Source organism: Streptomyces sp. NPDC006458, assembly GCF_040612135.1.
Lineage (GTDB): Bacteria > Actinomycetota > Actinomycetes > Streptomycetales > Streptomycetaceae > Streptomyces.
On record NZ_JBEXPR010000003.1, the window covers coordinates 109,372 to 122,050 of the forward strand.

Below are 12,679 nucleotides of genomic sequence, written 5' to 3' on the forward strand. Positions count from 1 at the left end.
CGGAACTTGTAGCCTTGCCACATGGTGACCGCGACTGTCCGTGAGTGGCACGAAGAGGAAGGGTGGGGTGTGCTCGACTCCCCCGAAACACCTGGCGGTTGTTGGGGCCACTACTCTCACATCCAGATGGAAGGCTTCCGCACGCTGTCGCCGGATCAGCGGGTGGAACTCCGCTGGGAAGCCCCTGGCTTCAAACAAGACGGGTACGGCTATCGAGCGGTGACCATCGTGCCCCGGCAGACCTGACATGCCCCGGTCGCGCGGCTTTCCGCAGGGAAAGGGTTGCCCGTGCGCACGGCGGTGAAGCCGCCTTCGGAACGTCCGGGCAGCGACGCGACGTGGCGGCGCCGAGTGCCCCGAGCCAGTGCCTGGATCCCGGCGCCGGTCACCAGCACGTCCGCACGCCTGTACTCAGATCCTGCGTGCCGAGCAGTCCGCGCAGGACCGCGACGCGTTCCTCCGCGAGCGCCGCGCCGTCCTGGAACAGCGAGTTGCGTCGCTGAGCCGGGCCATGGACGTCCTGGACGAGAAGATCGCCTACCACGGCTGAGCGCGGGGAGCCACGCTCGCGGCCGTCATGTGTGTCGGCCCTGCCCGAGCGACCCGGAAGTTGCGTGAGCCCCGGCCAAGGCGCGGATGAGGTTTGTACGTCATGCCCGGGTGCTCGACGAGCGGCCCGGCGGACTCCCGCCGCCGCGGAAAGCGGCGGGAGTCATGAGCGGGTCAGGCATGGAACTGGTTGGCCGGGACCGGGAGTCCGTAGTGTTCGCGCAGGGTCGTGCCCTCGTACTCCTCGCGGAACAGCCCCTTGCCCCGCAGGATCGGCAGTACGTGCTCGGCGAAAGCCGCGAGGCCCGACGGCAGGGCGGGCGCCATGATGTTGAAGCCGTCCGCCGCACCGCCCTCGAACCAGGTGATGATCGTGTCCGCGACCTGCTCGGGCGTGCCGACGAACTCGAAGTGACCGCGTCCACCCCCGAGTCGGGAGATGATCTGTCGGACCGTCAGCTTCTCGCGCGACGCGAGATCGATGATCAGGTCGGAACGGCTCTGCGAGCCTTCCAGCTTCGGCCTGGCGAGGATGAAGTCCGGTAGTGCTTCGTCGAGTTCGAAGACCGACGGCTCGGTCTCGAACACGGCGGCCAGCTGACGCAGCCCGTACTCCGGTACGCGCAGCTCGTCGAACTGCCTCGCGAGCGCCCGTGCCTCCGCCTCGGTCGAGCCGATGTACGGGACGATGCCCGGCAGGACGATCACACCTCGCGGGTCGCGCCCGGCGGCCCTGGTCCGTGCCTTGATGTCGGCGTAGAAGGCGGCGGCGCGTTCGTACGTCGTGTGGGCGGTGAAGATCGCCTCGGCATGGCGGGCCGCGAAGTCCTTGCCGTCCTCGGAGGAGCCGGCCTGGACGAGCAGCGGGTAGCCCTGCGGCGGACGCTCGACGTTGAGCGGGCCGGCCACCTTGAAGTACCTGCCGTCGTGTCCGAGGCGGTGCAGACGCTCGGGGTCGGCGTAGCGTCCCGTGGTCCTGTCCGCGACGACGGCCTCGGACTCCCAGCTGTCCCACAGCCCCTTGGCGACCTTCAGGAACTCGTCGGCACGGGCGTAGCGTTCGGCGTGGCCGGGGCGGTCGGACAGGCCGAAGTTGGCGGCCTCGTCCGCCCCTGCCGAGGTGACGATGTTCCAGCCGGCGCGGCCGCCGCTGACGTGGTCGACGGACGCGAGCCGGCGGGCGAGGTTGTACGGCTCGTTGTAGGTCGATGAAACGGTCGCGATGAGGCCGATCCTGCTGGTCGCCTGGGACAGCGCGGTCAGCAGGGTCAGCGGTTCGAGCTGGCCCGGCGGCCGGAACTCGCCGGTGCCGATGAGGGCCGGGCCGTCCGCGAGGAACAGCGAGTCGAACTTGGCGTTCTCGGCCAGCTGTGCCAGCTCGATCCAGTGCCGCAGGTCGAAGTCCGCCCGGGGATTGCTGTGCGGGAGCCGCCACGCCGCCTCATGGTGGCCCGCTTCCATGAGGAAGGCGTTGAGGTGGAGCTGCCGCCGTGTCGCGCTCATGAGGTGACCTTCAGCTCGGAGCTGTCGTAACCGGCCGGGAGGAGGTTGTCGGTGATCGACTTGACGTCGACCTCCTTGGTGATCTGCCCCGCCTCCAGGAAGGTGTCGGCGAGCTTCTGCTCCAGCTCGATGTCCGACTGCTCCACCGGAGTCACCCGGTTCGAGTAGGCGGCCAGGGACGCCTTGGCATCGGCCAACGGGATGCCCTGCTCCTGGGAGAGCGCCCGCGCGTACTGGTCGGGGTGCTTGACCGCCCAGGCGAACTCTCGCGAGAGCCGCTTCAGGACGTCCGTGAGAGCCGCACGCTTGGTCTTGTCCTTCAGCGACTTGTCACTCGCGACGTAGTAGCTGCTCGTCTGGTCGATGGGCGGGAGGCCCTTCACCAGGACCCGGGCGCCGTTCTTCACCGCGATGGCCGACTGCGGGTTCCAGATCGACCAGGCGTCCACCTTGCCGGTGTTGAACGCCGTCGCGCCAGCCGCCGGGTCGAGGAAGACGAGCTCCGCGTCCTTCGGGGTGAGGCCGACGCTCTTGAGCGCGTTCAGGGCCAGACCGTGGGCCGAACTGCCCTGCGGAACGGCGATCCTCTTGCCCTTGAGGTCGGCGGCCGTCCTCAGCTTCGAACCCTTCGGCACGATGATGTTCTCCACGGCCTGGTCGGGTGTGAGCGAGCGGTTGACGGCGACGATCTTGAAGCCGTACTCCTTCGCGGCCCCGGTGATCGGCGGTACGTTGCCGACGCTGCCCAGGTCGATGTCGCCCGAGGCGGCGGCCTGCACGAGCGGCGGGCCGTAGGTGAAGCGGGCGAACTTGACCTTGTAGGGCGCGTTGTCGAACACGCCGGTCAGCTTCGCCAGGGCCTCGCTGCCGTCGCCGCCGTTGTCGCCGATGGTGAAGGTGTACTTGCTCCATTCGGGGTGCTTGGCGTCGCTCGCTTCGGCGAAGTTGCTCAGCGGCGCGGCGGTGTCCGACTCCGATCCGCAGGCGACGAGGGTACTCCCGAGGGCGAGCAGGCCGACGAGGCCGAGGACTCCGGTGGTTCTGATGCTCATGAGTTGTCGTGCTTTCTGTGCTGGGTGAGGGTGTTCGGAGGGGTCAGTGCCGGCCGGCGATGCCGAGGTCGTCCAGGAGCCGGGCGCGGAGTTCCTCGCGTGCGGCGCTCGCTTCGCGGTCCGCGGCGGAGAGGTGAACCTCGTGCGAGGTGCTGATGCGGCCGTTGCCCATGACGACGATGCGGTCCGCCAGGGCGATCGCCTCGTCGACGTCGTGGGTGACGAGCAGCATGGCGGCGTGGTGCCTGGTCCGCAGCGCGCGGACAAGGTCGTGCATGCGCAGCCGTGTGATGGCGTCGAGGGCCGCGAACGGCTCGTCGAGCAGTACGAGTTCGGGCTCCGAGACCAATGCGCGCGCGAGCGAGACGCGCTGGGCCTCCCCGCCGGAGAGTTCCTTGGGCCAGGCTTTCTCTCGGCCCGCGAGTCCGACTTCGGCGAGTACGTCGCGGGCGCGCTGTTCCGCGTCGGGTCCGTGCAGGCCGAGTGTGACGTTGCGCAGGACCCGCTGCCACGGCAGCAGCCGGTCGGCCTGGAAGACGATCGCTCGCTTCGCCGGGACCTCCACCCGGCCTCCGTCGGGCCGGTCCAGTCCGGCGAGCAGACGCAGCAGGGTGCTCTTGCCGCAGCCCGAGGGACCGAGCAGGATCACCAACTCCTCGTCGGCGATGGTGAGGTCGAGGTGGTCGAGCACCACCCGGTCGCCGAACCGGCGGACCACCTGCTCGACGACGACCCCGGTCCGGCGACGGGGCTCCGTCGCGATCGTGCTGCTCATGACGCCTCGTAACTGGGTCGCCACCGCAGCAGCACCCGCTCAAGAACCCGGACGAACTGGTCGGCGAGCAGACCGAGGAGCGAGTAGATCACCAGCCCCACGAAGACCTGGTTGGTCTGGAGATAGGTCTGCCCCTGAGTGATGAGGAAGCCAAGTCCCGTGTCGGCGTTGACCGTTTCGGCGGCGACGAGGCCCAGGACGCTGTAGGCGAGGGAGAACCGGAGGCCGACGAGGAACCCGGGCAGGGCTCCGGGCACCAGCACGCGCGTCACCAGGCGCCAGGTGCCCGCGCCCGTCGTGCGCGCCATCTCGATCAGCCGCTGGTCCACGCCCCGAATCGCGGCGAACAGGTTGAGATACATCGGGACGCCGGCTCCGAAGGAGATCAGCAGTACCTTCGTGAGTTCGTCGATGCCGAACCACACGATCATCAGCGGCAGCACCGCAAGGAGAGGGATCGTGTTGAGCACCTGCACGACGCCGTTGAACAGGTACTCACCGCTGCGCAGCAGACCGCCGAGCACTCCGGTGACGATGCCCGCCGTCAGCCCGATCGCGAGACCGATGCCCGCCCGCTGCAGCGAAATGGCCAGGTCCGGGCCGAGGACGCCCTGTTGCCACAGGTCTACCGCGGACTTCACGATCGACGTCGGCGCCGGGGCGTAGGTCTTCGTCACCACTCCCGCCCGTGCGAACACCTCCCAGGCCAGAAGGATGACGACCGGAGTCGTGTAGATGCCCAGCGGCCAGCGCAGGCGCTCGCGGAGCGTATGGAGCGTCGTCCGGCGGCGGGTGTCGCGAGGCAGGAACACCTCGCGTTCGCGCACGCTCGTCGGCTCGGCGTCCTCGCCCTTGGTGACGGCCGGTGCCTTCACGCTGAGCTCGGTCATACCGCGACCTCCAGCACCTTGCTGTAGTGCGAGGCGTCGCCGACGAGTTGCTCGCTGCGGCGGGCGTCGACACCGACCGGCACCTCTCCCGCGACCGTCACCCGGTTGAGGCGGCGCGGGTGGTCGTCGTAGTTGTCCACTCCGTAGTGCTGGGTGATCCGGTTGTCGAAGATCAGCAACTGGTTCGGGGACCAGGTCCAGCGCAGGATGTTCTCCGGTCGCGTCACGTACGACTGGAGGACACGCAGCAGATCGGCCGAGTCGCTGCCCGGCAGGCCGACGATCCGTTTGGCGAACCCGCCGATGAACAGCCCGCGTTCGCCGGTCAGCGGATGCACCCGCACAACCGGGTGTTCGGCCTCGTAGGGCGTCGAGACGAAGACACGGTCGTACTCCTGTCGCCGCGCCGTCGTGGCCGAAGGGCGGGCGTAGTCGTACTGGTTGGTGTGCACGACGCGCAGCGTGTCCGCGAGGGCGCGCAGCGGTTCGGGCAGGTCGCGGTAGGCCGCTGCGGCGTTCGCGATGAGCGTCTCACCGCCGTAGGGCGTCGCCACGATGGACCGCAGCGTGGTGAGTTGCGGCGGGTTGACCACGAAGGTGACGTCCGCGTGCCACTCGTTGGCCTTGGACGTCTCGCTGTCGACGGCGAGCACATTGGTCGTGCCGTCCGCGGCCGGCACGTTCGGGTGGGCGGTGGTGAGTTCGCCGAACCACCTGGCCACGCGCTCCTGACCGGCGTTGTCGAGGCTCACGTCGTCGAACACGATCGCCTTGTGCTCGCCGAGGGCGTCTCGCAGCGTCCTGATCGTCGAGGGGTCGGGCGGCGCCGTCAGGTCGACGCCGTCGACGACCGCGCCGATGCGGCTGGTGAGCTTGCGAAAAGACACAGGCATGAGGAGGTCCTTGTCGTGGAAGTGGGCGCACCACCGGGTGCTGACGAGCGAAAGCGAGAGGGAACGGTCGGCTCGCGGGGGACGGCCACGCCGCTTCATCGGCCTGAGACGGCCGGCGGCCTGCCCGTTGCTCATCGGCCGCGTCGGCCCGCCCGAACAGCCCCCTCGCCCGTGCGATCCCCGGTGCCGCAGGCACTTCTCCCCGTGGCCGGGAAGGAGAGCCGTACGAAAGGGTTGGAGAAGGAGGGGTTCAGGAGACGGATACGACGATCCCGCAGGGCGGCACCGCGTCACGGGCGGCTTCGCGCCGCCGCTGCCCGGCGCGCACCATCGGGGCACACCGGCTGCCGACCACGCGCAGGGTCAGCGACAACAAAACGCGCTGGAGACGTGCGCCAGATCGATGTGGCGCCGCCTGGTCAGATCCACGCGCGGCTTCATGGGACGGGAGTTCAGCAGACCTCCACCCCATTGGTCAAGAACGTCCAGGACGGGTCTTGCATCGCGGACACGGTTCCGGCGCGGCGAAACGGGCCGAACCGGTCTGCGCCAGCGGGCGGGCTCCGATGCCGACGAGGGTGAGCGAATCGCCGGAGCCCCGCGTCGGCGCCTCGATCATCGAGTGGAGCGACATCTGTCGCAACGGTGCACCGGTCAGCGGTCCACTGCGGGCAGGCGGGCCAGGCCAGTGCCGAGCATGATGCGGTCGACGGTCTCGTACAGGGCGCTGTCGGCACCGATGACGGTCTCGTGCCCGTCGGGCAGCAGATCGCGCGGCCGGTACCAGTCGCGCAGTTGCGTCTCGTCGACGTCGTCGGCGATCGGCTTGGTGGCGTGCCGGGCGAGGGTTTCGTCGAACGGTACGTCGAGGTAGTAGCCGTGGGTCGGGCCGCGGTGGTCGGCACGGAGCCGGGCGAGCATGTCGCCATAGCGGTCGGCGTAGAGGATGCCTTCGACCACCACATGGAAGCCGGCGTCCAGGGCGTAGCGGGCCGTCAGGTCGATCAGGCCGATGTTCGCGGCGCCGGGCCGGTCGCGTTCGCGGAGCACGACGCGGCGTAGGTTGTCCTGGCCGACCAGGGCCAGGCCGCGGCCGAACCTCTCGCGCAGGCCCGCCGCGACGGACGACTTGCCCGAGGCGCTGTTGCCGCGCAGTACGACCAGCCGGGTTTCTTCAGTTCCCACCATCACGGCCCGCACGCTACCGACGGCCAGTGACATCGACGGGGGCACTGTCCGGCCCCGGCAGCGCCGACGCCCGGACCGGGGGACGATGCGCTGCGGCGAGACAGAATGGTCCCATGATGAGAACCCCTCGTCTTCCCGAGGCCCCGGCCCGGAAGCCCGATCTCGACGACGACTTCACAGCTGCGACGCTGGCAGTCCTGGGATGCCTCTCACAAAGGCCGCCCGCGATACGGACCAGTAACGGTCCGTGCCTGTTGCATTCGCAGAGCGTTCCCCTTCCGGAACGCCCGGCGTGATTGTCCTGTGTCCCTGCCGCCAGCGGGGTGAGGGCATGCGGGGCATCTGTCGGTCGAGGGTGTGTCCCGGATCCGGTCGCGGGGCGGCTGCAGGTCCGGATCCGGTCGCGGGGCAGCTGTAGGTCCGGATCCGGGGTGGTCTGTGCCGTGGCGGGGCTACTTCACGGCACCTGCGGTGAGGCCGGGGGTGAGGGAGCGCTGGAAGATGAGAGACAAGACCATCGCGGCGGCCCCTGTCCGCAGTTGGGGTCGGGCAGCGAGCGTGTCAGCCGGGTGCGAGCCGCTCCCGAGTCCCCATGGGGACGACGGTCGCGGGGAGTTGAGAGACTCCACACCACGGGATCTTGGGGAACTCTGGGGTCGGCACCGTTGTCTCTGGCGGGTGTCGCACTCGGCGCCGGCGGGTCGATCTTTGGCCAGTACCTCGTGTCGCGAGAGCAACGGGTGGTCGCGGACCAGGGGGTGATGGCCGCGCGGCTTCTGTGACGCCGGCTACACGCCGGTCCCAGGGTCGGTCCGGTCCTGGTCGAAGGTGTGCATCAGCAGGCGTGCGGCGTCCGCGGCCTCACGCGCCGGCTCGGGGGTGCCGGAGATCGCCGCGGTGGTGATCGCTCCTTCGGCGAGCAGGGTGAGGTGCCCGGCCAGCGCGACGGGTCGCCCGGAGGCTGCGACCAGGCCGGCGAGGTAGTCGCGGAAGGCTGCCTTGTGGTGCCGGGCCTGGTCGGCCACTTCGGCCGAGATGCCGCCCAGTTCGCCGAAGGAGTTGATGAAGGCGCATCCTCGGTAGTCCGGCTCCGAGAACCACTTGTGGAGCCAGTCGAACACCGCCAGGAGCTGTTCGTCAGGGCTCGTGTGCCCTGCGACGTAGTCGGAGAGGGCCTGTCGCCACCGGGTGTCCCGGCGGCGCAGGAATGCCAGCACGAGTGCCTCCTTCGAGGGGAACAGCTGGTAGAGGCGCTTGAGGGACACCCCGGCGGCGTTGCGCACCGCGTCCATTCCCACGGCCTGGATGCCCTGGGCGTAGAAGAGCTCCTCGGCCGCCTCGAGTACCTGCCGCTCGGCTGTTTCCTGATCCAGCATGTCCGCCCCTTGCACGGAGAACCATCGTTCTCTACTCTACCGGACAGGATGGAGAACGAGCGTTCTCCCGTGGGACGGGTTCACCGGTCCGGTGAACCGAGAACTGAGGAGCCGACATGACCGACACGACCCGCCCGCCGGTGCCGCCGTTCACCCGGGAAACCGCCATCGAGAAGGTCCGCCTCGCCGAGGACGCCTGGAACTCCCGTGACCCGCAGCGGGTCTCGCTGGCCTACACCGTCGACTCCCGCTGGCGCAACCGGTCCGAGTTCGCCACCGGACGCGAGGCGATCGTCGCCCTGCTGAAGCGCAAGTGGAACACCGAGCACGAGTACCGCCTGATCAAGGAGCTGTGGGCCTACGACGGCAGCCGCATCGCGGTGCGCTTCGCCTACGAGCACCGCGACGACGCCGGCAACTGGTACCGCTCCTACGGCAACGAGAACTGGGAGTTCGACGGGCAGGGCCTGATGCACACCCGTCACGCCTCCATCAACACCCTCCCGATCGCCGAATCGGAGCGGAAGTACTTCTGGCCGCTGGGGCGCCGCCCCGACGACCACCCGGGCCTCAGCGACCTCGGCTTCTGACCGCTGCCGCCTCCCCCACCGCCACACGCCTGGCCGGCGCGAACCGGGCGGCACCCCTGCTGGTCCGGTCAGGACTGCTCGACGGCGGCCTTGATCCGTCCGGCGAACGCGGGTGCGTCCTTGCGGGCCGCGACGAGGGCGAGGGGGGCCAGCAGCTTGCCCACCCCGTGCCCTTCGAGGTCGTTGTAGACATGCAGCCGCGTGCGGTGGCCGTCGTCGAGCGGATCCAGGTCGTAGCCGCCCTCGGCGGCGGTGACCAGGTTCTTCGACTGCTCCTCCCACCGGATGCGGTGCGGAGGGTCGAAGGCGCTGATGCGGAATTCCCGGTCCGTGGTCATCCCGGCGTCCTTGACCTTGCTCCGGTAGACGGTGCCCACATCGGTCGGCCCGTCGGTGGTCCGGGTCATCGACTGGACGCGGGGACTGAACTTGCGGTCGTTGTCGCCGTCGGCGAGGAAGGCGAACACCTCCTCGATCGGGCGGTCGATCTCCACCGTCGCCTCGAATCGGCCCATGATCAGCTCCTTGTTCGTACCCCGAGAGGTCCGCCTGGTCCTCTCCAGAGTCGCAAGACCAGCGCCGCCAGGCCACAGCAGACGTCGGAGCGCCTGGCCGGGCGCTCACGCCCGAGGGGTCGGCAAGCCTGTCGGGCGAGGTCCTCGAATGCCTCTCGCGTCATCGTTCCCCGGACGGTCAGGACCTCCCCGGCAGGCATGTCCGCGAGTTGTCGGGCGTCAAACGTCACTGAGGCGTTGTAGACGGTAGGAGTCATCGGGATCGCCGAACGCGAGCTCGTGCGAATAGCCCGGTCGCGGAGTCTGCGGACCACGGGTCTCGGCCGCGTATCGCCGGGGCCGCCCACGCAAAGCGCCCGGCTGGGAAACCCCAGCCGGGCGCATGCACAAACTGCTCGCGGCCTCATCAACACGACCACGTGTTGCGGACCCCTGGAAGCAGCCGTCGGGGGACCCCGTCTCAACTGGAGCCCGTGCCAAGGCTCGTCAGGGCCTCAGCCGTGGGCGGGGGTTCAGGGATTCAGGGGTTGATGGTGAGGGCCACGTCGTCGATCACGAAGGACGTCTGGTACCAGTTGTCCTCCGTGCCCGTGAACTTCAGGGTGACGCTCTGCCCGGAGAAGGCGGACAGGTCGTAGGTCTTCTTCACGTAGCCCTCGTTCGCGTCCAGGTTGGAGAACGAGGCGACAGTGGTCGCGTTGGCCTGGACCGTCAGCTGGTCGCGCACCGAGGTCATGGCCTCTTCGGTGTCGATGTGCTGCCAGTACGTCAGGCTCGCGCCGCAGCCGGCCGGGATGGTCACCGTCTGGGAGAGGGTGTCGGTGTGGGTGGAGCCGTAGCCGACCAGCCACGCCCTCCACGAACCGGTGTGCGCCGGCTGGACGGAGTAGTTGTCGATGACGCCGGGCGTGGCAGTCCACACGGTCCTACCGGACTCGAAGCCGGGGTTGCCGAGCAGCTGCTTCGGGTCGCAGGGGCCGGGCGTGTAGATCTTCCAGGTGAACGTGGCGGTGCCGGTGGCGTTGGTGGAGTCCTTCGCCGTGACCGTGACGTTACTGGTGCCCAACGTGGTGGCCGTGCCGGAGATCAGGCCGGTGGAGGCGTTGATCGACAGGCCCGCGGGCAGGCCGGTGGCCGAGTAGGTCAGCGGGCCGGGGTTGGTGCTGGTGGCCTGGATCTGCAGGCTCGCGGCGGCGTTGACCGCCGTGTACTGGCTGCCCGGGTTGGTCGCCGTCACGCCGAGGACGATGCGGGGGCCGACGTTCACGGCGGCCCAGGCGTTGGTGGCGTTGTTGTAGGTGGGGCTGTATATGCCGTAGAGGTCGGCGGCGGCCTGGAGGGTGGCGGTGCGGGCCTGGGAGTAGGTGGTGGTGGAGGTCATGTAGGTGGTGAGCGCCCGGTACCAGATCTTCGCGGCGGCGTCACGGCCGATCGCGGTGACCGGAAGTCCGTCGTAGGTCGGGGAGTTGTAGCTCACGCCGTTGACCGTCTTGGCGCCGCTGCCTTCGGAGGCCAGGTAGAACCAGTGGTTGGCCGGGCCGGAGGAGTAGTGGACGTCGATGTCGCGGAGGCCGGGGTACCAGAAGTCCTTGGACGCGCCGTCCTTGCTCGGCTTGTCCATGTAGCGCAGCGGGGTGCCGTCGCCGTTGATGTCGATCTTCTCGCCGAGCAAGTAGTCGCCGGCGTCGTTGGCGTTGTTCGCCCAGAACTCCACCGCGGTGGCGAAGATGTCGGAGGTGGCCTCGTTCAGGCCCCCGGACTCGCCGCTGTAGACGAGCTTGGCGGTGTTGGACGTCACGCCGTGGGTCATCTCATGCGCGGCGATGTCGATCGAGGTCAGCGGCTTGGCGTTGTTCTCGCCGTCGCCGTAGGTCATGCAGAAGCAGGAGTCGTCCCAGAACGCGTTGATATAGGCGCTGCCGTAGTGGACCCGGGAGTAGGCGGCCACGCCGTCGTTGCGGATGCCGTTGCGGGCGTGCACGTTCTTGTAGTAATCCCAGGTCAGCTGGGCGCCGTAGTGCACGTCCACGCCGGCGGTCTGGGCGTTGGCGGGCAGGCCGTTGCCCCAGACGTCGTCGGCGTCGGTGAACAGCGTGCCGGTGCCGGAGCGGCCGCCGTTCAGGTTGTAGGTCTTGTGACCGCCACGGGCGGCGTCGTTCAGGGTGTAGCTGCTGCCGGATTTGGCGGTGCCGATGGTGACCTGGCCGCTGTACTGGCCGGTTCCCGTGCCGTTCTTGACACCCTGGTACTCGAAGAGCTTGGCGCCGGTGGTGGCGTCGGTGATCACGTGCAGCTCGGAGGGGGTGCCGTCGTGCTGCAGCCCGCCGACCACGGACTCCCAGGCGAGCACCGGCTTGCCGGAGCCTGCCCAGACGACCTTGCGGACCGACTCGGCGGTGGGGGCCTTGGCGCCCTCGGCGCCGGCCCGGACCAGGGCGAAGGCCTTCGCCGACTCGGCGCTCTTGGCCGCGGTGGTGGAGGCGACGGTGATGGTGGCCTTGGTGGCCTTGGTGACGCTCTTGACCGTGCCGCTCGCGGCGGTGTGGACCACCAGGTCGCCGCCGAGGACCGGCAGGCCGGCGAAGGTGCGCTCGTAGCGGGTGTGCACGCTGCCGTCGGCGTCCTTGGTCACCGAACGGGGCAGCAGCGCCTCCTGCCCGCCCAGACCCAGGGCCTTGGCGGTGGCGGCGCGGGTGGCCTGGGCGTCGGCCAGCAGTGCCGCGCGCTCGGCCGGGCTGAGCTGGAGGGGCAGGGCGCCGGAGCGGGCCTGCGGCGTGGGCACCGGGGCCTGCGCTGTGGCTACCGGCGCCTGGGCCGGGGTGCTGGCGCTAGCGTTGCCGGGGAGCGCGACGGCGACCATCGCGGCGCCGGCGAGCAGCGCGCCCGCAGCCAGGACCTTGGGGGGGAGAAGACTCAACGGAACTCCTTGTACGGCGGCCGAGGGTTGAGGCCTGTGAAAGCCGGCTGAGTGGGTTGTGAGCCGGCCGGTAGAGCTGTGGAGCTGGTAACCCCCGCGATTTCCGCAGGGGTTGGTGCCGTTACTCATGCGCGTAACACGCACGAGAACTGACGCAAGGTTGTCAGATCTGACCCGTTCATGTCACTAGCGCGCACGAAATGTTGACGATCATGCAACACCCGGAGGGTCTCAACGGACCCCGCGGAGGCGGCCGTCCGCCCCGACCGCACGGTCGCATCGCGCTCAGGGGTGTCAACCGGCCGCACCCCGAGGCGCCGCCCCGCCGCCCCGCGGCCCTGGGTGGGGGGCCATGCACATGCAGTGTGGTTCGCCAGAATTTCTGAGGGCAATTCAGTTCCGGTCCCTGGCGGGGTGGTCGGCGACGGACA

The 12,679-nt window shown here is 69.3% G+C and carries 12 protein-coding genes; 3 read left to right on the forward strand and 9 right to left on the reverse strand.

Annotated elements, in window-relative coordinates:
* Nucleotides 1-21: 21 nt before the first annotated feature.
* Nucleotides 22-246: a cold shock domain-containing protein gene (locus ABZZ79_RS05775; RefSeq protein ID WP_356686860.1), complete on the forward strand. Its 225-nt coding sequence runs from the start codon at nucleotides 22-24 to the stop codon at nucleotides 244-246.
* 118 nt (nucleotides 247-364) lie between these two features.
* Entirely contained in the window at nucleotides 365-550 is a 186-nt protein-coding gene (locus tag ABZZ79_RS05780; RefSeq protein WP_356686862.1) for a hypothetical protein, read from the forward strand.
* Nucleotides 551-723: 173 nt separating this feature from the next.
* On the opposite strand, the gene ABZZ79_RS05785 is transcribed toward ABZZ79_RS05780, so the two are convergent.
* From ABZZ79_RS05785 to ABZZ79_RS05815, 7 genes are all read right to left on the reverse strand, one after another.
* Nucleotides 724-2,052 (reverse strand): LLM class flavin-dependent oxidoreductase, encoded by a 1,329-nt coding sequence (locus tag ABZZ79_RS05785; protein WP_356686864.1) that lies wholly within the window; start codon nucleotides 2,050-2,052, stop codon nucleotides 724-726.
* Nucleotides 2,049-3,104 carry an ABC transporter substrate-binding protein gene (locus ABZZ79_RS05790; RefSeq protein ID WP_356686866.1) on the reverse strand — a complete coding sequence of 352 codons (1,056 nt, stop codon included), beginning with the start codon at nucleotides 3,102-3,104 and terminating at the stop codon, nucleotides 2,049-2,051. The genes ABZZ79_RS05785 and ABZZ79_RS05790 overlap by 4 nt, the downstream gene beginning before the upstream one ends.
* 43 nt (nucleotides 3,105-3,147) lie before the next feature.
* Nucleotides 3,148-3,879, reverse strand: coding sequence for an ABC transporter ATP-binding protein (locus tag ABZZ79_RS05795; protein ID WP_356686868.1), 732 nt, complete (start codon nucleotides 3,877-3,879; stop codon nucleotides 3,148-3,150).
* Nucleotides 3,876-4,769, reverse strand: a complete 894-nt coding sequence (locus tag ABZZ79_RS05800) for an ABC transporter permease (protein ID WP_356686870.1) — start codon at nucleotides 4,767-4,769, stop codon at nucleotides 3,876-3,878. The genes ABZZ79_RS05795 and ABZZ79_RS05800 overlap by 4 nt, the downstream gene beginning before the upstream one ends.
* Nucleotides 4,766-5,662: a TauD/TfdA family dioxygenase gene (locus ABZZ79_RS05805; RefSeq protein ID WP_356686872.1), complete on the reverse strand. Its 897-nt coding sequence runs from the start codon at nucleotides 5,660-5,662 to the stop codon at nucleotides 4,766-4,768. The genes ABZZ79_RS05800 and ABZZ79_RS05805 overlap by 4 nt, the downstream gene beginning before the upstream one ends.
* A 654-nt stretch (nucleotides 5,663-6,316) precedes the next feature.
* Entirely contained in the window at nucleotides 6,317-6,850 is a 534-nt protein-coding gene (locus ABZZ79_RS05810; protein WP_356687230.1) for an AAA family ATPase, read from the reverse strand.
* A 788-nt stretch (nucleotides 6,851-7,638) separates the two neighbouring features.
* Nucleotides 7,639-8,226 carry a TetR/AcrR family transcriptional regulator gene (locus ABZZ79_RS05815; protein ID WP_356686874.1) on the reverse strand — a complete coding sequence of 196 codons (588 nt, stop codon included), beginning with the start codon at nucleotides 8,224-8,226 and terminating at the stop codon, nucleotides 7,639-7,641.
* Nucleotides 8,227-8,342: 116 nt separating this feature from the next.
* Here ABZZ79_RS05815 and ABZZ79_RS05820 point away from each other — a divergent pair, with 116 nt between their 5' ends.
* Complete coding sequence (locus ABZZ79_RS05820; RefSeq protein WP_356686876.1) at nucleotides 8,343-8,816, forward strand: nuclear transport factor 2 family protein; 474 nt, start codon at nucleotides 8,343-8,345, stop codon at nucleotides 8,814-8,816.
* 68 nt (nucleotides 8,817-8,884) lie between these two features.
* On the opposite strand, the gene ABZZ79_RS05825 is transcribed toward ABZZ79_RS05820, so the two are convergent.
* Both ABZZ79_RS05825 and ABZZ79_RS05830 read right to left on the reverse strand, forming a co-directional pair.
* A complete protein-coding gene (locus ABZZ79_RS05825) occupies nucleotides 8,885-9,334 on the reverse strand; it encodes an SRPBCC family protein (protein ID WP_356687232.1) in 450 nt (149 codons plus the stop codon).
* A 517-nt stretch (nucleotides 9,335-9,851) separates the two neighbouring features.
* Nucleotides 9,852-12,191, reverse strand: a complete 2,340-nt coding sequence (locus ABZZ79_RS05830) for a M4 family metallopeptidase (protein ID WP_356687235.1) — start codon at nucleotides 12,189-12,191, stop codon at nucleotides 9,852-9,854.
* Nucleotides 12,192-12,679: the final 488 nt, after the last annotated feature.

What these genes read in the sequence shown, in the direction of transcription:
- ABZZ79_RS05775 (WP_356686860.1), top strand. Translation starts at nt 22, where the DNA reads ATGGTGACCGCGACTGTCCGTGAGTGGCACGAAGAGGAAGGGTGGGGT.
- ABZZ79_RS05785 (WP_356686864.1), bottom strand. Translation starts at nt 2,052, where the DNA reads ATGAGCGCGACACGGCGGCAGCTCCACCTCAACGCCTTCCTCATGGAA.
- ABZZ79_RS05790 (WP_356686866.1), bottom strand. Translation starts at nt 3,104, where the DNA reads ATGAGCATCAGAACCACCGGAGTCCTCGGCCTCGTCGGCCTGCTCGCC.
- ABZZ79_RS05795 (WP_356686868.1), bottom strand. Translation starts at nt 3,879, where the DNA reads ATGAGCAGCACGATCGCGACGGAGCCCCGTCGCCGGACCGGGGTCGTC.
- ABZZ79_RS05800 (WP_356686870.1), bottom strand. Translation starts at nt 4,769, where the DNA reads ATGACCGAGCTCAGCGTGAAGGCACCGGCCGTCACCAAGGGCGAGGAC.
- ABZZ79_RS05805 (WP_356686872.1), bottom strand. Translation starts at nt 5,662, where the DNA reads ATGCCTGTGTCTTTTCGCAAGCTCACCAGCCGCATCGGCGCGGTCGTC.
- ABZZ79_RS05810 (WP_356687230.1), bottom strand. Translation starts at nt 6,850, where the DNA reads ATGGTGGGAACTGAAGAAACCCGGCTGGTCGTACTGCGCGGCAACAGC.
- ABZZ79_RS05815 (WP_356686874.1), bottom strand. Translation starts at nt 8,226, where the DNA reads ATGCTGGATCAGGAAACAGCCGAGCGGCAGGTACTCGAGGCGGCCGAG.
- ABZZ79_RS05820 (WP_356686876.1), top strand. Translation starts at nt 8,343, where the DNA reads ATGACCGACACGACCCGCCCGCCGGTGCCGCCGTTCACCCGGGAAACC.
- ABZZ79_RS05830 (WP_356687235.1), bottom strand. Translation starts at nt 12,191, where the DNA reads ATGGTCGCCGTCGCGCTCCCCGGCAACGCTAGCGCCAGCACCCCGGCC.